We start from the raw sequence: 18,329 nt of genomic DNA, 5'->3' as shown, positions 1-18,329 counted from the left end.
CAACCGAAGGGGGTACACGACATGACCACGTTTCGCGCCTACATGGTGGAACAGGACGGCCACGCACACCGCGCCGGCGTCCGCGAGCTCACCCTGGACCAACTGCCCGAAGGGGAGGTGCTCATCCGCGTCCGCTACTCGAGCGTCAACTACAAGGACGGGATCTGTTCCCAGCCCGCCAGCCGCCTGGTGACGCGCTACCCCATGGTGCTCGGGATCGATCTCGCCGGTGAAGTCGTCGAATCGCGGGATGCCCGATTCCGACCGGGCGATCCCGTCATCTGCACCAGTTACGATCTCGGCACGGGCCACTTCGGGGGCTTCAGCGAATACGCCCGCGTGCCTGCCGACTGGGTGGTCCCGCTTCCGGACGGGCTGTCGCTGCGCGACGCCATGGTGCTCGGCACCGCCGGGTTCACCGCCGCACTGTCCCTGTACCGCATGGAGCAAAACGGCGTGTCTCCCGCCATGGGCGCCATGCTCGTGACGGGCGCCACCGGCGGCGTCGGCGCGACCGGCATCGCCATTGCCAAACGGGCCGGGTACCGCGTGGTGGCGTCGACCCGCAAGGACGAAGCCGCCGAATGGCTGAAAACCCTCGGTGCGGACGACGTGGTGCGCCCCGACGCGCTGTTGCTGCAGGAAGGCGAATCGTACCTGAATGTGAAGGCTCGCTATGCCGGTGTGATCGACCCGGTGTCGGGCAAGTACGTGCCACACCTGCTCCAGCGCCTCGAGTACGGCGGCTTGATCGCCATCAGCGGCTACACGGGCGGGCCGGACTTCACCGCAAGCGTGTTCCCGTTCCTCCGCCGCCAGGCGGCCATCATCGGCATCGACTCCGTGTGGCTCGACATGGAGACGCGCCGCGAGATCTGGCGGCGACTCGCCGGACCGTGGAAGCCGAGCGACGAGGCGCTCAGCCACATCGGCCACGACATCACACTCGACGATCTCGACAGCGCCCTGAAGCAGATCCTCTCGGGCCGGGTGCAGGGCCGCGCCGTCGTCAACCTGTGACACCAAGCGCCCTCGTCTGCAACTCGTACATCTGGCGATAGCGGCCGCCGAGCGCCATCAGCGCGTCGTGCGTCCCACGCTCGACGATCTCGCCCTGGTCGAGCACCAGAATGAGGTCCGCATCGCGAATCGTCGACAGCCTGTGCGCGATGATGAACGTGGTGCGCCCCCGCTTCAGGACCTGGAGCGCATCTTGGATGATGCGCTCCGTTTCGCTGTCGACGTTCGCGGTGGCCTCGTCGAGCACCAGGATGGCCGGATCGAAGGCGAGTGCGCGCGCGAACGAGATGAGCTGCCGCTCCCCAGCGGAAAGGGTGCTGCCGCCTTCGAGCACCGGCTCGTCGATGCCGCCCGGAAGGTTCCTCAGCAGCCGATCCGCCCCCACCTCCCGGAGCGCCTTCTCGATGCGCTCGCGGCTCACGCGAGGATCCCCGAGACCGACGTTCCACGCGATGGTCCCCGTGAACAGGTACGGATCCTGAAGCACGATGGCCATGTGCTGCCGCAGCTGTTGCGGCGGAATCTGGCAGATGTCCTGCCCGTCGACCCGGATGGCGCCGCGATCCGCATCGTAGAAGCGGAACAGGAGATTCATGATGGAGCTCTTGCCGGAGCCCGTGTGGCCGACGAGCGCGACGGTCTGCCCGGGCTTCGCGCTGAACGAGATGTCGCGCAGCACAGGATGAACGCCGTCATACGAAAACCAGACGTGATCGAACTCGATCTCGCCGCGAAAGCGCGGAATGGCGCCATATTCGGGTTCCACGCCAGGTTCGTCGAGGAGTTCGAAGACGCGCGCGGCGGATGCCCGCGCCTGCTCGAGCGTCGCGAGCTGATTGACGATCTGCGTGAGCGGTTGAAACAGGCGGTTCAGGTAATCGACGAACGCGTACAGCACGCCGAGCGACACAATGGGTTCGAGATGGAGCGATCGCCATCCGAACCACGCGATGATGGCCGCGAAGAACAGGTTGCGCAGGACGCCCGCGAGGTTGTATCCCGTGGCGGAGTTGATGCGCAGAAGCCTCGTCTGGCCGTCGTAGTAGGCCTGGTTCATCTCGTTGAACTCGGCGGCCGTCCGCGCCTCCCGGTTGAACGCGCGGATGATGGGCATGCCCTGGATGGTCTCGTTCAGCATGGCGTTGATCTCGGAGATGAGCGCGCGCACGCGCAGGTTGACCTGCACGGTATACCGGCGGTAGAGCCAGATCCAAAGAAACAGGATGGGCAAAAGCGCGCAGGCCAAGAGGGCGAGATCGACATTCAGGATGAAAAGTGCGACGTAGATGCCGAGCATCGTCACGGCGCTCGAGAGCACGTTCGCCAGCACGTTCACGTAGAAATCGCGAATCGACTCCGTGTCGTTCGTGATGCGGGAGACGATTTTCCCTGCAGGCGTGTTGTCAAAGTACGAAACGGGCAGACAATGAATGCGATGAAAGACGTCGCGGCGCATGCGCTGCAGGATGCGGTTGGCGGACACCTGCAACAGATACTGCTCGCCGTACAGAAAGACTGCGGAAGCAGCGAGCAGCGCGAAGTACAGCAGGGCGAGCCGGATGACGTTCGGCAGCTCGGGCCGGTAGAACGCGAACATCTGCGCCCGGCTGATGGGACGTGCTGGTGCCGTGCGCCAGTGACCCGCCACCTCCTCGCGGATTTCGCCGGGCCGAGGACCCGCCGCGATGGCCTGCACGGTTCCCGGCAAGAAGTATGGGGTGGTGCCGAGCGTCATGAGCGTGTGCGGCTGTTGTCTCGGCGCTCCATGTGGCAGCTTGTCGCCGCGCACGTACAGCTGGCCATCCACGCGCACCGCGCCGGGCGCACCCGCGGGGGCCCGATACCAGACCTGCTGCACGCCCTCAATGTCCCGGTTGATGATGGTTTTCGCGACAAACGGACCCGCGAGTTGCGCGGTCACCGAGAGCACGAGCAAAACGAGCGCCGCGACGATGGCGCCGCGCGCGTGCGCCGCATATTGCACCAGGCGACTTCCGACGCGGACCGATGCCTGGCGATTCATCGCACATCCCCCCTGTCCGCCCCGGTGAGCGACGGTTGCGCTGCCCCTGACGCACTCTCTCCCGACGTCTGCGCGTCTTCGGCGAGATCGTCCGAGGCTTCGCCGAACGCCTGCTGATGCAGGTACTGCTTGGCGTACCAACCCCCGAGGCGCATGAGATCCTGAAACGTGCCCTCCTCCGCGATCCGGCCGTCGTCGAGCACCACAATGTAGTCCGCGTGCTGGACGGCCGACATCCGGTGGCTGACGATGAGGGTTGTGCGCCCCTGCCTCACGCGGCGGATGGAGCGCAGGATGTGCGCCTCCGTGCGCGCGTCCACGGCCGACATCGCGTCGTCGAGAATGAGCAGGTCGGGATCCAGGATGAGCGCGCGGGCGAGCGCGATTCGCTGCTTCTGCCCACCAGACAGCGAAATGCCCCGTTCGCCGACGAGCGTGTCGAGCCCGTCCGGGAGCCGCGGGATGTCCTCCGCAAATCCGGCGAGATGGAGCGCCCGAAGGACCTCGTCGTCCGTCGCGCCGTGCTTGGCGAAGCGGACGTTGTCCCGCACGCTGCGCGAGAAAAGCATCGGATTCTGCGGGACATAGCCAATCAAACGATGGAGCGCGTCGATCTGAACGTCTTGAATGGGCAGCCCGTTCACCAGCAGGCGGCCGCGATGCCCCACGGGATACTCGCGAAGGAGTTGCTTGACGAGCGTGGACTTCCCGCTCCCCGTCCTGCCCACGATGCCAAGCGTCTGGCCGCGGCGAACGGCGAGATCGATGTCCACCAGGTTGTCCCGCTCGGAGGACGGGTAGCGGAACGAGTAGCCCTCAAAGCGAATCTCGCCGATGCACGGCACTTCCACCGCGCCGTCCGCGTCCACCACGTCGGGCTCGTAGGCGAGCGTCTCGTTCACGCGGTCCAAGGACGCGTTGCCCCGCTGCATGATGTTGATGAGTTGCCCAAACGCGAGCATGGGCCAGATCAGCATGCCCAGGTACACGTTGAACGACGTGAGCTGGCCGACGGTGAGCTGACTCTGAAACACCTGATACGTGCCGTAGCCAAGCCCAATAAGGTAGGTCACGCCAACCAACAGAGTGATGGTTGGATCGAACAGCGCGTCAATCCTCGCCACGGCGATATTCTTTCGATATACGTCCGCCATTGTCTCGGCGAAGCGGCGCTCCTCGTTCTGCTCCTGCGCGTAGGCCCGCACCACGCGAATGCCAGCGACCGTCTCGAGGACGCGATCGTTCATGTCGCCGAAGGCGTCCTGCGCCCGCTCGAAGCGGTCGTGCAGCATCTGGCCGAATTTCGTCATGGCGAGCGCAATAAGCGGCATGGGCACGAGCGAGAACAAGGTGAGCTTCCACCCGTCGAGCACCGCCATGGTGACGAGGATGGTCGCCGAATACGTCGTCGAGTCGATGAGCGTCAGAATGCCAAATCCGGCCGTCTGCATGACCGCATTCAGGTCATTGGTCGATCGCGCCATGAGGTCGCCCGTGCGATTCTGCTCGAAAAAGCGCGGCGTCATCTTGAGAAAGTGCGCCATAAGCCGACGGCGCAGCGACAGCTCCAGCGTCCGGGCGCCGGAATACAGCTGATACTGCCACGTCACGCCGCACACGTACGACACGACAATGGTCAGGAGCAAGGCGCCCACGAGCTCAGTGAGCGCCCTTAGCGTCATGCCGTGCTGGCTCATGAGATCGATGGATCGCCCGACGAGATAAGGCGGAATCACGTCGACGACATTGAGGAACAGCAGAAGTCCGACGGCGATCCCGTATCGCTTTCGTTCCTCCCAGAAGAAATGGCGAAGCTTCCACAGCACTTGAAACACAAACAGGCCCCCTAGACGCAAAAAGGCATGCCTCGCGCGGCATGCCCAGTCCGAGTGTGGAATGAGTTGGCGCGAGCCGCGTGTGCAACTCGCGCCAGCGCCCTAGACGGCGCTTGCGCGAGGAGGTCGAGCCGCAAATGGAAACGCGAATGGCTTGGCGAGTAGCTGTAGCGTCGTCATCCGAACCATGGGCTTCGACCTCCTCTCTTCCGTGCAGACTGTCAGAATTGAACATATCACTTCTGGTGAAGCGCGTCAACGCCGAAGAACCTCGGACGCAGAACAACTGCCGCATGGACGAATATTCCAAGTATGATACACTTACAATGAGAAGAGCGCCGGAGTTCGCGGCTCCGACGCTCAGGCACCGACGCCTGGGCAGGATCCCTGCCCGCTGCTATACGCATCAATAGCTTTGAGCAGTGACCGCCCCAAGGGCCGTGAACCTATGGGGGCGGTCACTTGCGCGTCAAGGCAAGAACCAAGGCGACAACCAGCGACAAACACGTCATCACGAACGATCCAAACTGAATCAGAAGTGACAGCGCATCCGCCACGGTCATGCCCTCCCCCCTCCCGCCTGATGAGACGGGCAGGGAGTGACCCCCAAGATGGTGCCTCCTTTTACTCCACCAAGTTCCAAACCGCACGCGTAACGATAGACAAAATATTGCCTCCTGTGTAGAAATCCTCACGAATCCTCGCAACGAGTCACATTGGATTAGGCATTGAGACAATCGCTGTGAAAGAATAGACCTGAACCTTTGCAAAGGAGGTCTTTCGCATGAAAGGTACCGTGATCCACGCTCCTTGGGACGTCCGCTACGAAGATCGAGAAGACCCGCGGATTGAGGAACCCACTGATGCCATCATTCGCATCGTCGCCACCTGCGTGTGTGGTTCCGATCTCTGGACGTACCGCGGGCTGAACCCCATCGAGAAACCCATCCCCATGGGACATGAATACGTCGGCATCGTCGAAGAGGTGGGCCCGGACGTCCGCCACGTGAAGCCAGGACAATTTGTGATTGGGGCGTTTTTCGCGACTGATGGCACGTGCCCCATCTGCCAAGCAGGGTACCCGTCCTCGTGCGTCAATCGGCGCAGCATCCCCGGCGCCCAGGCGCCTTATGTGCGCATCCCCTGGGCAGACGGCACGCTCGTGCCCACGCCGGGCATGCCGGATCGCGCCCTCATTCCAAGCCTCCTCACGCTCTCGGACGTGATGGGCACAGGCTGGTTTGCCGCGGACGCTGCGGAGGTGCGTCCAGGCAAGACCGCGGTGATTGTCGGCGACGGCGCTGTGGGACTCTGCGCCGTGATCGCGGCCAAGCAGATGGGCGCCTCGCGGATTATCGTGATGAGCCGGCACGAGAAGAGACAGGCTCTGGCGAAGGAATTTGGCGCCACGGACATTGTGGAGGAGCGCGGAGAAGCAGGAGTCAAGCGCATCCTGGACATGACGGACGGCCTCGGCGCGGAGTCGGTGCTCGAATGCGTCGGCACAAATGAATCCATGATGCAGGCCATCCAGTGCACGCGCCCGGGTGGGCATATGAGCTTCGTGGGCGTACCACACGGGGTGTCCTTGGACGGACGGTTGCTGTTTTACAAACAGATTCACCTGCATGGAGGTCCGGCGCCGGTCCGCCGATACTTGCCGGATCTCATCCAGTTGGTGTGGGAGGGAAAGATTCAGCCCGGGAAAGTGTTCGATCTCGAACTGCCGCTTGAACAGGTGGCGGAAGGTTATCGAGCGATGCACGAGCGCCGCGCCATCAAAGCCCTTTTGTGGCCGGACGCGTGAGTCTTGTCGCGAGACGTCAAGGGAGGAGTTTGCATGAAAATTGTCCGCAACCGAGAGCGCAAACCGTCCGCTGGGTCCTCCGCGACCTTCACAGGGCGCGTCTCCATCACGCCCGTCTGGAACGCGGAGGAGCCATCCCGCGTGGGCGCGGCGGTCGTCCGATTTGAACCCGGTGCACGAACGGCGTGGCACACGCATCCGCTTGGCCAGCTGTTGGTCATTCTGGAAGGCGTGGGCTGGGTTCAACGAGAAGGCGAATCGGTCCAGGAGGTTTACCCCGGGGACATCGTTTGGTTCGAGCCTGGCGAAAGGCACTGGCACGGCGCTTCGCCGGAACACGCCATGGCGCACATGGCGATTCAGGAAGCTCTCGACGGTTCGCCGGTCGATTGGTTGGAGCACGTCACGGACGCCGAATACCGGCGCGACTGAGAAACGGTTCCCAAACCGAGTGCGGGGAAGGCGGATGGATTCATGCGCCCCCTTCCCCGCGCGCCCTCCGCAACTCGGGGACGAACCAGCCGACGCAAAGGATGGCGGCGAGCGTGGAAAGTCCGCCGACGGCGATGGACGCTCCGGGCGGGAGCAGGCTCCCCACAAGTCCCGCGCGGAGATTGCCGAGCTGCGGACCGCCCGTCCCCACCAGGTAATCCACGCTGGAAATGCGTCCGCGCAGGCCGTCCGGCGTGCGCTGCTGGATGAGCGTCGAGCGCATCACCACGAGGATGGAGTCTGCCGCGCCCATCAGCCCGAGCAGGGCCACGCAGAGCCAGACGAAGGGGGCGAGTCCGAGGCCCCCTGCGGCGATGGCCCAGACGGCACAGGCGACCAGAATGGCTTTGCCTTCGGACCGAATGTGGCGCACAGGGCCCGACAGGGCCAGGATGACCAGGCCGCCGATGCCGGTGGCGCCCATCATCAGGCCGAGCGTCTCCGGCCGGCCACCGAAGCGCTCGCTCACAAGCGCCGGCAGGAGCGCGGTGGGCACGCCGAGCACGGTGACGCTGAGGTCAGCCAACATGGCGCCGAGAAGGGCGCGCGATCGCCCCAAGAAGCGCAGTCCCTCCATCACGCCGCTCAACATGCCCCCCTGCTTGGCATTGGCCTCTGGCAACATGGGCGGCAAACGATAGATGGCGTAGAGCGCCGCGAGAAACGTCGCCGCGTCGCAGGCGTAACACCATCCGAGTCCGGCGAAACTGGCGATCACGCCCGCAAGCGAAGGCCCAGCGACCTCCCCAAAGCGAATGGCCAAGGTGTTCAGCGTCTGCCCCGCTCGGACCTGCTCCTTGGGCAGAAGGCGCGGCACAAACGTCCGGCGCGCGGGGGCGTTGATAGCTCCAAGCACCGACTGCGCGCACAACAGCGCGTAGATGAGCCAGAGCGCGGACCACGCCATGAGCGCCTGCACAGCGAGGACTGCGGACACGAGCATCTGCCCGGTTGTGGCGAGAAGAGCGAGCTTGCGGCGATCGACGCGATCGCCCACGCTTCCGCCGAGGAGCACGAACAGCGCACCTGGCAGCACGCTGGCGAGGCCCGTCAGCCCGACATCGAGGGTGCTGTGCGTGGCTCGATACACCTGCAGCATGACCGCGAAGGGCGTCATGGTGCCCCCGAGCGTGGAGATGCCGCTGCCAATCCAGAGCCGCAAAAACGCGGGCGACGTGCGAAGCGGCGTGATATCCAACATCGCCGAGCGGAACACGGCTTTAGGCGCCATGGGCATGGATTCATATCACCCTTTCGCGGCCTCGCTCACCGCTTGGCAATTTGCTGGACGATGGCGGTGACGCCGCTCGTTTCGCACGAGGGAGATGGTGTAGAGCGCAAGCGCCAACCAGATGCACGCAAATCCTATCGCGTCGGCCCGCGTGAAGGCTTCGTGATCGACCGCGAGGCCAATGACGAGTTGCAGGGTTGGGGAGATGTACTGGACCATGCCGAGGGTCGCGAGGCTCAACCGCTTGGCGGCCATGGCGAACAGAAGCAGCGGCACGGCCGTGAAAAGGCCGCTGAGGACAAGCAACGCCATCTGCCAGCTTGTGAGCTGAGTGACGGTCACGCGATGTGTGGCGAACGTGGCGGCGAGATACGCGGCAGCGAGCGGCAGGGCCAGCGTGGTTTCCCACGTGAGGCTTTGCACGGCGTCTGCATCCACGCGCTTTTTCACCACGCCGTACAGGCCGAACGATCCGGCGAGCGCGAGCGCCAGCCAGGGTACCTGTCCGTAGGCCCCCATCATGATGCCCACACCCGCCACGGCGACGACGAGCGCCCCCCACTGCCAGCCATCGAGCCGCTCGCGAAAGAGGAGCAGGCCCAAGAGCACGTTCACAATGGGGTTGATGTAATAACCGAGGCTCGACTCCACCACATGCCCGGTGTTCACCGCGACGATGAACGTCAGCCAGTTCACCGTGATCATGAGCGAACCGAGCGCCATGAGCCGCGCCCGGCGTCCGTCGCGCATCACGCCCGCCACGCTTCGCACGCGGCGCGCGAGCGCCACCCAAATCCAGATGGTCAACGCCGAAAACACCATCCGATACGACAGGAGCTCATACGGAGACATCCGCTCGAACACGTTCCAATACGCAGGGAGGAGCCCCCAGCCCGCGTAGGCCAAAAACGCGTACCACAGCCCTTTGCGATCCGTCACCGCCGCGCCACTCCGTTTCTCTCTCGTTCAACGCCCTTCATCATAGCGCAGGATGACAGCGCGCGCACCCCCTTTTGCGCGCAGGCGTGACCGCGGGCGAGTTTGCGGATGACCTCGACCAGCCGTGCGCCGAACCTTCCGCTTCATCAGTGGCCGCGAAACGCGGGCGTCCGCCGTTCCATGAACGCGCGCATCCCTTCGCGCGCATCCTCCGTCGCAAAGAGCAAATAAAAGAGATTTCTCTCCGCCTCGAGGCCGTCCGCGAGCGTCGTGTCCATCGCCTGATACACCGCTTCCTTGATGCAGCGAAGCGCCACGGGCGGCATCTCGGCCAAGCGCTTGCCAAGTTCCACCGCCTCAGCCACGCACGCCTCGTCCGGGACGACGCGGTTCACGAGCCCGAGCGCCATGGCCTCCTGTGCGGTGATGGGCTCGCCCAGCCACAGAAGCTCCAGGGCCCGTGCCTTGCCCAGCCTGCGGGCCAGCCACTGCGTGCCTCCCGCGCCGGGCATGAGCCCCAGCTTCACCTCCGGCTGACCGAACTTCGCGCCCTCGCCCGCGATGACGAGATCGCACGCCAGGGCGAGTTCGCATCCCCCGCCCAGCGCGAAGCCTCGAACGGCGGCAATCACGGGCTTGTGAACCCCACGAATCCGATCCCAGACGCGAAACTGATCGCGCAGCTTCATGTCGACCGCGGTCGCATCCGCCATTTCCGCGATATCCGCGCCTGCCGCAAATGCCTTGTCGCCGCCCGTCACGACGATGGCGCGCACCTGCGTCTCGGTGTCCGCAGCCTCGAGGGCCGCAACCAGTTCGTCCACAAGCGCAAGATTGAGCGCGTTCAGCCGCTCGTCGCGCGCGATGCGGATGACGCGGACCGGGCCATCATCGTGGATGGAAAGGTACGCCACGAGAGCACCTCCCTACCGAAGTTCCGCCCACAGTCGATCCGGCTCCTCCAACAGTTCTCGCACGCGGTTGGTGAAGCGGATGGCCATGCCGCCGTCGATAATGCGATGGTCGAACGAGAGGGACACGTGGGCGATGTTGCGGATGACAATCTCGTTGTTGCGCACCACGGGGCGCGGGGCCATCTTGTGAATCCCGAGAATCGCCGATTCGGGATAGTTGATAATGGGCGTCGCGTACAGTCCCCCGACCGCGCCGGCGTTCGAGATGGTGAACGTACTGCCCGTCACCTCGTCGAGCGACAGGCGGTTCTCCCGCGCCCGCCGGGCGAGATCGGACACCTCGCGCCCGATTTCGAAGACCGACTTCTGGTCCGCGTGCTTCACCACGGGCACGATGAGCCCCTGCTCCGTGTCGACCGCGATGCCGATGTGATAATAGCGCCTGAGGAGCACATGCTCCTGCGCCTCGTCCACCGACGCGTTGACGTACGGGAACTCCTTGAGCGCGATGGCCACCGCCTTGACGAAGAACGCGAGCGATGTGAGTTTCACGCCGCGCGCCTCGGCGTACGGCCGCAGCCGCTCGCGGAGCGCCTCGATGCCATCCATCTCCACCTCATCGATGTGCGTCGCGTGCGGAATGATCCGCTTGGCCTGCACCATGTGTTCGGCAATGCGCCGCCTCAGACCGCGCAGCGGCACCTGTTCCACCAGCTCGCCCGACGCCTCGGGCGTTGCGACGCGGGATGCGGCCGTAGGCTGGGCTTCCACCGCATGCTCGGTGTGTCCACGGTCCGGTTCCACCGCAGGCCCGCGCCCACCCTCCGCAAAGCGGCGCACGTCCTCCTCCGTCACCCGGCCGACCGGGCCCGTCCCGTCGATCTCGTCGATATCCACCCCGAGCTTGCGAGCCAACGCGCGCACGTGCGGCGTGGCAAGCGCGCGCCGCTTGCCTCCTCGCCGCGCGGCTCCACTGGCCCCAGGTGCGGCAGTCGCTCGCCCCTCTTGCGCTGCACTTGCCTGCGTGGCGGGCTTCTCCTGCGCGGATGCTTGCACTTCGGCCGCAACAGGCGCCGCCACCGAAGCTGCCGCAGCCGCCGGATGAGCGCCCGCCTCACTGATGACCGCGAGCACCGTGCCCACGGGCACCACCTGCCCTTCGCGCGCCACGATACGCTCGATCACGCCCGCCACCGGAGACGGCAGCTCCGCCGCCACCTTGTCCGTCTGCACCTCCACGAGCGGCGCATCCTGCTCCACCTGGTCGCCTTCCTTCACCACCCAGCGCAGAATCTCGCCCTCGTGAATGCCCTCGCCGATGTCCGCCAGTTTGAATTCCATATCCGTCTCCCGCCTCAGAACGTGATGGTCTCTTCAATCCCCGCGCGAATGCGCGCTTCGGTCGGCATGTACTCGTCCTCCAATGCGAAGAACGGCACCGGCACATCGAATCCAGCAATCCGCTTGACGGGCGCCCGAAGGTAGAGCAGGGCCTCCTCGTTGATCAGCGACACAATCTCGGCCCCGAGCCCCGCCGTCTTGTGCGCCTCGTGCACCACCACCGCGCGCCCGGTCTTCTGCACGGACTCCACGATGGCGTCGCGATCGAGCGGATACAGCGTCCGCAGGTCGATCACGTCGCACGCGAAGCCCCGCTCGCGCTCGAGGGACTCCGCCACCTTCAGTGCAGTGCGCAGCATAGAGCCCCACGCGAACACGGACACGTCCTCGCCTTCGCGCACCCGCTTGGCTTTGCCAATGGGCACCCGGTACAGCCCTTCGGACACCTCTTCGCGGAATGCACGATACAGCTTGGTGGGCTCCAGGAACACCACCGGATCCGGATCTTCAATGGCCGAGATGAGAAGCCCCTTGGCGTCGTATGGGCCGCTCGGCACAACCACCTTCAGCCCCGGCGTGTGCGCGAAGAAGCTTTCCACGCTCTCGGCGTGGAGTTCCGGGCCGTGAATGCCCGCGCCGTACGGCGTGCGGATGGTCATCGGCACCGGAAACTGCCCCTGCGACCGATACCTCATCCGCGCGACGTGCGAAAACAGCTGATCCAGCGCAGGGAAGATGAACGCCAAAAACTGAATCTCCGGCACCGGGATGAGGCCGTTGACCGCCATCCCGATGGAGGTGCCGATAATGGCCGACTCCGCAAGCGGCGTGTCGATCACGCGCTCCTCGCCGTACTTCTCGAGAAGGCCGTCGGTCGCGCGAAACACCCCGCCGTTTTTGCCGATGTCCTCGCCGAGGAGCACGACGCGCGGATCGTCCGCGAGCTTCAGATCGAGCGCCTCGTTGATGGCCTGGACCAAGTTCAACATCCTGCTCATACGGACACCCCCTCGCGGGTCCTGCGGTACTCCTCGCGCTCGGCGGCCAGGTGCCATGGCTCTTCCGCGTAGACGTGATCGAACATCATCTCCATGTCGGGCGGCGCGATGGCGAGCGCCTCCTCCACAGCCGCCTCCACCCGCCTCTTGACCTCATCCTGAAGCTTCGCCTCGTCGGCTTCCGACCACAGCTTTTGCGACTCGAGGTACAGGCGCAGGCGCACAATCGGGTCCCGTTTTCGCCAGTCCTCCACGACCGCTTTCTGATCGCGGTAGCGCGTCGGATCGTCCGCCGTCGTGTGCGCGCCCATGCGGAAGGTCACCGCCTCGATGAGCGTCGGCCCGAGGCCGTGCAGCGCGCGCGACCTGGCCTCCTTCACCGCGCGGTACACCGCGAACGCGTCGTTGCCGTCCACGCGCACGCCCACGATGTCGTACGCAATGGCGCGCTGGGCAATGGTCCGGGACGCGGATTGGCGAGAAAAGGGCACGCTGATGGCGTATCCGTTGTTTTGACAGAAGAAAATCACCGGCAGGTGGAAGACGCCCGCGAAGTTGAGCGCCTCGTGAAAGTCGCCCTCGCTCGTCGCGCCGTCGCCGAAGTACGCGATGCTGACCGCGTTCTCCTTGCGATGCCGGCTCGCCCAGGCCGCACCGACGGCGTGCAACACGTGCGTCGCAATCGGCACGCTTGGCGGAAGGATATGCCTACCCTCCGGACTGCGAATGCCTTCCACGCGCCCCGACCAGTAGAGAAGGACGTGTGCGGGCGACTGCCCAAGCACCATCGTGGCGGCGTGATCGCGATACGACGGGAACACGAAGTCCTCCGGCGCGAGCGCCATGGCGCTTGCCACCTGCGCGGCCTCCTGGCCCTCGAACGGCGCGTAAGTGCCAATCCGCCCCTGCCGCTGCAGCGCAATGGCCTTCCGGTCAAACGCGCGGGAGAACACCATGTGGCGGTACATCGCCACCATGACCTCCGGCGGGATGTCGTCCACCGGCCCCGCCAGCGTGCCGTCCTCCTTCAGGAGGTGAATTTCCTCGTACAACCCTTCCGCCTTGGCGATTTCCATGAGCCGCTCTGCCCGATCGTGTTCGGCCAACATGCCAAGACCTCCTCATTCGATGGAATGCTTCATAGCGCGAAGAAATGCGTCGTTCTCCTCGGACGTTCCCAGCGAGACCCGCACCGTCCCGGGAACGCCGAGACCTTCCCCGGCTCGGACGATGATACCATGGCGCAACAGGCGATCGGCGACCGCGACGCCCGATCCAGGCACTTCAAACAGCAGGAAGTTGGTCTGCGACGGATAAACGCGAAGGCCCATCTCGACGAGCGCCTGGGCGACGCGATCCCGCTCTTTGGCGTTTTGCTCGCGACACATCGCGACGAAGTCCGGATCGTCCAGGGAGGCGAGCGCGGCCACCTGCGCCAAACGACTCGTATTGAATGGCCCTCTTACCTTGTGTAGTAAGGAGGCCACGTCCGGGTGCAGCGCGGCGTAGCCGATGCGAAGTCCCGCGAGTCCATAGATTTTGCTGAACGTGCGCAGGACGACGAGATTCGAGTGCGCGCCGAGCAGCGGAATTGTCTGCAAGTAGTCATCCGACGTGACGTATTCGTAGTACGCCTCATCCACGACCACCATCACGCGGTCGGGCACCTGATCGATGAACTGACGCAAGGCATCCTTGCCGACGGTCGTACCCGTCGGATTGTTGGGATTGCACACGAAGATGAGCTTGGTCTTCGCCGTGATGGCGCCGAGCATGGCGTCGAGATCGTGCACACCATCGCGGCACGGCACCTTGACCGACACGCCGCCCTCGATGGCCACGTTCTGCTCGTAGCGCGTGAAGGTAGGATCGGCCATGACCACTTCGTCCCCCGCCTCGAGAAACGCGCGCGTCAACAGGCCGATGATCTCGTCAGAGCCGTTGCCAAACAGCAACTGATCTTCGCCGACGCCGAGCCTCGCGGAAAGCTTTTGCGCGAGCGCAGGCGAAAAAGACTCGGGATACAGCGCCGCGCGCGCCATCTCCTCCGCGACGGCCGCGGCTGCCTTCGGCGAACAACCGTAAGCGTTTTCATTGGAAGCCAGCTTGACGACCTGTACGAGGCCGAGCTCGCGCTGAACCTCTTCAATCGGCTTGCCGGGTACGTAGCGGCCGACCTGTGCAAGCGAGCCGCGCGCCGAAATGGACCCCGTCCCCACCGATGACACCTCCGGTTTGACCAAAGCAAGCGCTTGCTTGACTATCGTAAGCATACCAGACTCCGCGAGAATGTCAAGAGAGGTCGCAGGCGGATCTTCCATTCCGTGTTATTCTGGAGATCGACAGGACGTTGAGGCTAGGTCGTCCCATCCGCGGGGGAGGTGGCTCATGTACATCCCAAGATCCTTTCAACTACAAGACGCGCGTCTCATCGAAACCGTGCTTCGCGAGCACAGCTTTGCCGTCCTCGTGACCTCGGTCGGCGAAGACATCATGGCGACTCACGTCCCTCTCGTCTACGATCCGGCCGAGGCGGCGCTCTTCGGACACCTGGCGCGGGCCAATCCCCAGGCCAAGCATCTTCATGAGGCTCAGTGCCTGGCCGTCTTTCAGGGGCCGCACGCCTATGTCTCACCCGCCTGGTACGGACTTGCTGAGCAGGTGCCGACGTGGAACTACCTCGCCGTCCACGTGTACGGCCGCGCGCGCGTCATTGAGGAAGAGGAAGCTGTCGCGGCTCTTTTGCACCGCCTTCTCATCGCGTACGATCCGCAGTCCCCACTTCCCGCCGATCGCGATCGCGCGTACTATCGAAACCTCATGCGCGGCATCGTCGCGTTTCGCATCGACATTGCGCGCATCGAGGCGGCGGCGAAACTCAGCCAGAACAAGCCACTCGAAGTCCGTGCGCGCGTCGTGCAAGCGCTTGAATCCCAAGACGACGCCGATTCTCGCGCTGTCGCCGCTTGGATGCGGCGCCTGAGCCTCACCCACCCCGGTGACCACGCCGGAAATGAATCCAAGCCGAAGGGAGCCTCCTGACATGTGCGTCTCGCCTTACGTTCAGGACCACTATGCGGACGACTTCGCCTGGTGCTACGGGTGCGGTCGACTCAACGAGCACGGACATCACTTTCGGACGCGCTGGGACGGCGACGTCACCGTCACGGAAACGCAACCTGACCCTACGTACACGGCGGTGCCGGGCTTTGTATACGGCGGCTACCTCGCCTGCCTTGTCGACTGTCACAGCACCGGCTCTGGGTCGCTCGCGCTGCTGCGGGCCGCAGGAGGACAACTGGGGAAAGGCACACCCGTGCCGCGCTGCGTGACGGCCTCCCTGCACGTGGAGTACCGCAAGCCCACGCCCATGGGGGCAAACCTGCGCGCCGTGGGACGCGTGGTCGAGGTGACGGATCGAAAGGCCGTGATCGAGACCCAGGTCTTCACCGGCGACACGGTGTGCGTCGAGGCGCGCGCGGTGGTGGTGAGCGTCCCCGACGCCATGCGCCCGCAGTGACGCCCGCGGTGAGGCCGACATGGCCTACGATAGCCCTGATCGAACGGACTCGGCAATCGCCAAAAACGCGGCCACCAAAGGAGACGTGTCCCGGCGGCGCCACGCCACACCAAGCTCGACCGTGGGTGACTGGCCATCGATGTGCAGATAGCGGACATCCCGCCGGTGCACGCGCTCCGTGGCGCTCGGGACGATGCTGACGCCGAGTCCCGCCGCCACGAGCCCCACAGCTGTCTGCACTTCCGTCACCTCGAGCCGCACCCGCGGTTCAAACCCCAGTGCGCGCGCGAGCGTGATGAATCCGTCGTAAAGTCCCGGCCAGATGGCGCGCGACACCAGCACAAACGGCTCCTCCGCGAGTTCCACCAAGAAGAGCGACGATCGCGCCGCCAGCGAGTGCTCGCTCGGCACCACAGCGACGCAGTCGTCCCGCTCGACGAGCCGGATGTGGAGATCCGGATGCTGCGCGGGCAGCCGAACCACGCCCACGTCCACCTCGCCCGCAGTGAGCGCCTCCATCTGCGCCGGCGTAGGCATCTCCCTAAGCACGAGTTCGACGTCGGGATGCCGTTCCTGGTACGCGCGTATGACCTCGGGCAGCCAGCCGTACGTCGCGGACCCCACGAACGCCACGGACAGCCTTCCCACTCGGCCCGCGGCCGCGTCTCGAGCCGCTTTCACCGCCGTCTGCGCGTCGGCGAGCACCTTGCGCGCTTCTGCGAGCAGCGCGCGGCCCGCGTGCGTCAGTTGCACGCGCCGGTTCGTCCTGTCGAACAGGGTCACGCCAATTTCGTCCTCGAGCTTTTGAATCTGCTGACTGAGCGGGGGCTGAGTGAGACCCAGGCGCTTGGCCGCCCTTCCGAAGTGAAGTTCCTCGGCCACGGCCACGAAGTATTCGAGTTGGCGCAATTCCGTATCCATCCGCCCCTTCGGACTTTTGATTCACGATACATATCATTAACGATGAAATTATATATTAGACGTCTCATTTTGTGTGGCGTATCCTGAAATCAGCAAAGCATTGCACTGTCTGGGGGGATTCACGTGCGGTCATTCGTGCCATCGTTCCTTCAACCATCTCGCCTGAGAGATGTCGGGATCGCGCTTGTACAAATCGCAGGGCTCTATGCCGTCACGGCGCTTTGCAACGCTGTGGTGCGGTGGCTGCACCTGCCTGTCCCGGGCAGCATCCTGGGCGTGGCCCTGGTGTTTGCACTGCTTCAATCCGGCATCGTGAAATTGCGCTGGGTGGAGCAAGGCGCAGATCTTCTCATTCGAGAGCTCCTGCTGTTTTTCATTCCGTCCTCGGTGGGCGTGATGGCTTATGCGCCGCTCATGCGGCAGGACGGCTGGAAGGTCGTCGCCGTTGTTGCCGTGGGCACCGTACTGGTGATGGTGGTCACCGGAGGCGTGGCAGAAGCGGTGTGGCGCGCACGCAACCGGACGCCCCGCGTTGAACAGAACCCGTCGCGGGAGGCGAACGCGTCGTGATGTGGCTCGGCCTCGTATCCACGCTGATCGCTTACGCCGCTTGCAAAGCGCTGTATCGCCGCTTCCACGTGGTCTTCCTCAACCCTATGATCACGTCGCTCGTGGCACTCGTCCTGTTCCTGCACTTCGCGCACGTGTCCTACGCCACGTATGACGCCTCCGCTCGCTGGCTGACCTCGCTCCTCGGCCCAGCGACGGTGGCCTTTGCCGTGCCCTTGCACCGCCACTTTCCCGTTCTCAAGGCGCACTGGCCGGAGTTTTTGGTGAGCCTCACCTTCGGATCCGCCACCGGGATCACGGGTTCGGTCCTTTTGGCCAGGCTGTTGCGGCTCAACCACGCCGTGGTGACGAGCATCGCGCCGAGATCGGTCACGACGCCCATCGCCATGGACATTTCGCAGGCCATTGGCGGCATCCCGACCTTGACGGCCGTCTTCGTGATATTGACCGGCATCACCGGCGTCGTTGTGGGACCGTGGCTCTTGCGGCTGTTACGCCTCAAATCCCCCGTGGCCCGCGGCGCGCTGTTCGGCATGGGCTCGCACGGCATTGGCACCGCGCGCGCGTTCGAATACGGCGCCATGGAAGGCACGTGCTCGAGCCTCGCGATGATTGTCGCGGCGTTCATCACGCTCGGCCTCGCGCCTGCGCTCGTGAGCGCACTTGGATGACCAGGCCAGGAAACAAGCTCCGATCATGCAGCCGCGCGTTCCGGACA

Annotated in this window: 18 protein-coding genes; 7 read left to right on the top strand and 11 right to left on the bottom strand. The window is 64.6% G+C overall.

What is annotated here, in order from left to right; all coding sequences use genetic code 11:
* Positions 1-21: 21 nt before the first annotated feature.
* A complete protein-coding gene (locus AMA01_RS03935; protein WP_067847627.1) occupies positions 22-1,020 on the top strand; it encodes an acrylyl-CoA reductase family protein in 999 nt (332 codons plus the stop codon).
* Here AMA01_RS03935 and AMA01_RS03930 read toward each other — a convergent pair.
* The 3 genes from AMA01_RS03930 to AMA01_RS14020 all read right to left on the bottom strand — a co-directional run bounded on the left by AMA01_RS03930 (position 1,010) and on the right by AMA01_RS14020 (position 5,441).
* Positions 1,010-3,043 carry an ABC transporter ATP-binding protein gene (locus AMA01_RS03930; RefSeq protein ID WP_067847624.1) on the bottom strand — a complete coding sequence of 678 codons (2,034 nt, stop codon included), beginning with the start codon at positions 3,041-3,043 and terminating at the stop codon, positions 1,010-1,012. The two genes, AMA01_RS03935 and AMA01_RS03930, sit on opposite strands and share 11 nt — an antisense overlap.
* Positions 3,040-4,878 (bottom strand): ABC transporter ATP-binding protein, encoded by a 1,839-nt coding sequence (locus tag AMA01_RS03925; RefSeq protein ID WP_067847620.1) that lies wholly within the window; start codon positions 4,876-4,878, stop codon positions 3,040-3,042. Before AMA01_RS03925 ends, AMA01_RS03930 begins: the two co-directional genes overlap by 4 nt.
* Before the next feature lie 458 nt (positions 4,879-5,336).
* On the bottom strand, positions 5,337-5,441 hold the full coding sequence (locus AMA01_RS14020) for a putative holin-like toxin (RefSeq protein ID WP_012810229.1): 105 nt from the start codon (positions 5,439-5,441) through the stop codon (positions 5,337-5,339).
* Between the two features lie 221 nt (positions 5,442-5,662).
* Between AMA01_RS14020 and AMA01_RS03920 the strand changes: the two genes are divergently transcribed.
* Positions 5,663-6,685, top strand: a complete 1,023-nt coding sequence (locus AMA01_RS03920; protein WP_067847617.1) for a zinc-dependent alcohol dehydrogenase family protein — start codon at positions 5,663-5,665, stop codon at positions 6,683-6,685.
* 33 nt (positions 6,686-6,718) lie between these two features.
* The gene (locus AMA01_RS03915) at positions 6,719-7,117 is read left to right on the top strand and encodes a (R)-mandelonitrile lyase (RefSeq protein WP_067847614.1); all 399 of its coding nucleotides are present in this window, start codon (positions 6,719-6,721) and stop codon (positions 7,115-7,117) included.
* A 40-nt stretch (positions 7,118-7,157) separates the two neighbouring features.
* Here AMA01_RS03915 and AMA01_RS03910 read toward each other — a convergent pair whose 3' ends face one another.
* The 7 genes from AMA01_RS03910 to hisC form a co-directional block, all read right to left on the bottom strand.
* Positions 7,158-8,414 (bottom strand): MFS transporter, encoded by a 1,257-nt coding sequence (locus AMA01_RS03910; protein ID WP_067847611.1) that lies wholly within the window; start codon positions 8,412-8,414, stop codon positions 7,158-7,160.
* A gap of 9 nt (positions 8,415-8,423) precedes the next feature.
* Positions 8,424-9,347, bottom strand: a complete 924-nt coding sequence (gene rarD / locus AMA01_RS03905) for an EamA family transporter RarD (protein WP_067847608.1) — start codon at positions 9,345-9,347, stop codon at positions 8,424-8,426.
* A 146-nt stretch (positions 9,348-9,493) separates the two neighbouring features.
* Positions 9,494-10,261 (bottom strand): enoyl-CoA hydratase-related protein, encoded by a 768-nt coding sequence (locus AMA01_RS03900; protein WP_067847605.1) that lies wholly within the window; start codon positions 10,259-10,261, stop codon positions 9,494-9,496.
* Between the two features lie 12 nt (positions 10,262-10,273).
* Positions 10,274-11,602 carry a dihydrolipoamide acetyltransferase family protein gene (locus AMA01_RS03895; RefSeq protein ID WP_067847602.1) on the bottom strand — a complete coding sequence of 443 codons (1,329 nt, stop codon included), beginning with the start codon at positions 11,600-11,602 and terminating at the stop codon, positions 10,274-10,276.
* A 14-nt stretch (positions 11,603-11,616) separates the two neighbouring features.
* On the bottom strand, positions 11,617-12,600 hold the full coding sequence (locus AMA01_RS03890) for an alpha-ketoacid dehydrogenase subunit beta (protein WP_067847599.1): 984 nt from the start codon (positions 12,598-12,600) through the stop codon (positions 11,617-11,619).
* A complete protein-coding gene (pdhA, locus tag AMA01_RS03885) occupies positions 12,597-13,709 on the bottom strand; it encodes a pyruvate dehydrogenase (acetyl-transferring) E1 component subunit alpha (protein WP_067847595.1) in 1,113 nt (370 codons plus the stop codon). Before pdhA ends, AMA01_RS03890 begins: the two co-directional genes overlap by 4 nt.
* Before the next feature lie 12 nt (positions 13,710-13,721).
* Entirely contained in the window at positions 13,722-14,873 is a 1,152-nt protein-coding gene (gene hisC / locus AMA01_RS03880) for a histidinol-phosphate transaminase (RefSeq protein ID WP_067847738.1), read from the bottom strand.
* Positions 14,874-14,988: 115 nt separating this feature from the next.
* On the opposite strand from hisC, the gene AMA01_RS03875 reads away from it, so the two are divergent.
* Together AMA01_RS03875 and AMA01_RS03870 are read left to right on the top strand one after the other, a co-directional pair.
* Entirely contained in the window at positions 14,989-15,642 is a 654-nt protein-coding gene (locus AMA01_RS03875) for an FMN-binding negative transcriptional regulator (RefSeq protein WP_067847592.1), read from the top strand.
* Position 15,643: 1 nt separating this feature from the next.
* Positions 15,644-16,120: a PaaI family thioesterase gene (locus AMA01_RS03870; RefSeq protein WP_067847589.1), complete on the top strand. Its 477-nt coding sequence runs from the start codon at positions 15,644-15,646 to the stop codon at positions 16,118-16,120.
* 24 nt (positions 16,121-16,144) lie between these two features.
* Here AMA01_RS03870 and AMA01_RS03865 read toward each other — a convergent pair whose 3' ends face one another.
* The gene (locus AMA01_RS03865; protein WP_067847586.1) at positions 16,145-17,041 is read right to left on the bottom strand and encodes a LysR family transcriptional regulator; all 897 of its coding nucleotides are present in this window, start codon (positions 17,039-17,041) and stop codon (positions 16,145-16,147) included.
* A gap of 123 nt (positions 17,042-17,164) precedes the next feature.
* Here AMA01_RS03865 and AMA01_RS03860 point away from each other — a divergent pair, with 123 nt between their 5' ends.
* Positions 17,165-17,611 carry a CidA/LrgA family protein gene (locus AMA01_RS03860; RefSeq protein ID WP_148260118.1) on the top strand — a complete coding sequence of 149 codons (447 nt, stop codon included), beginning with the start codon at positions 17,165-17,167 and terminating at the stop codon, positions 17,609-17,611.
* Positions 17,611-18,282, top strand: a complete 672-nt coding sequence (locus AMA01_RS03855; RefSeq protein ID WP_067847736.1) for an LrgB family protein — start codon at positions 17,611-17,613, stop codon at positions 18,280-18,282. Before AMA01_RS03860 ends, AMA01_RS03855 begins: the two co-directional genes overlap by 1 nt.
* The last annotated feature ends 47 nt before the right edge of the window (positions 18,283-18,329 follow it).

Source organism: Alicyclobacillus mali NBRC 102425 (assembly GCF_001570745.1).
Taxonomy (GTDB): Bacteria; Bacillota; Bacilli; order Alicyclobacillales; family Alicyclobacillaceae; genus Alicyclobacillus; species Alicyclobacillus mali.
Note: the sequence above shows the minus strand (reverse complement) of the source record. Positions and strands in the feature narration are given on the sequence as shown.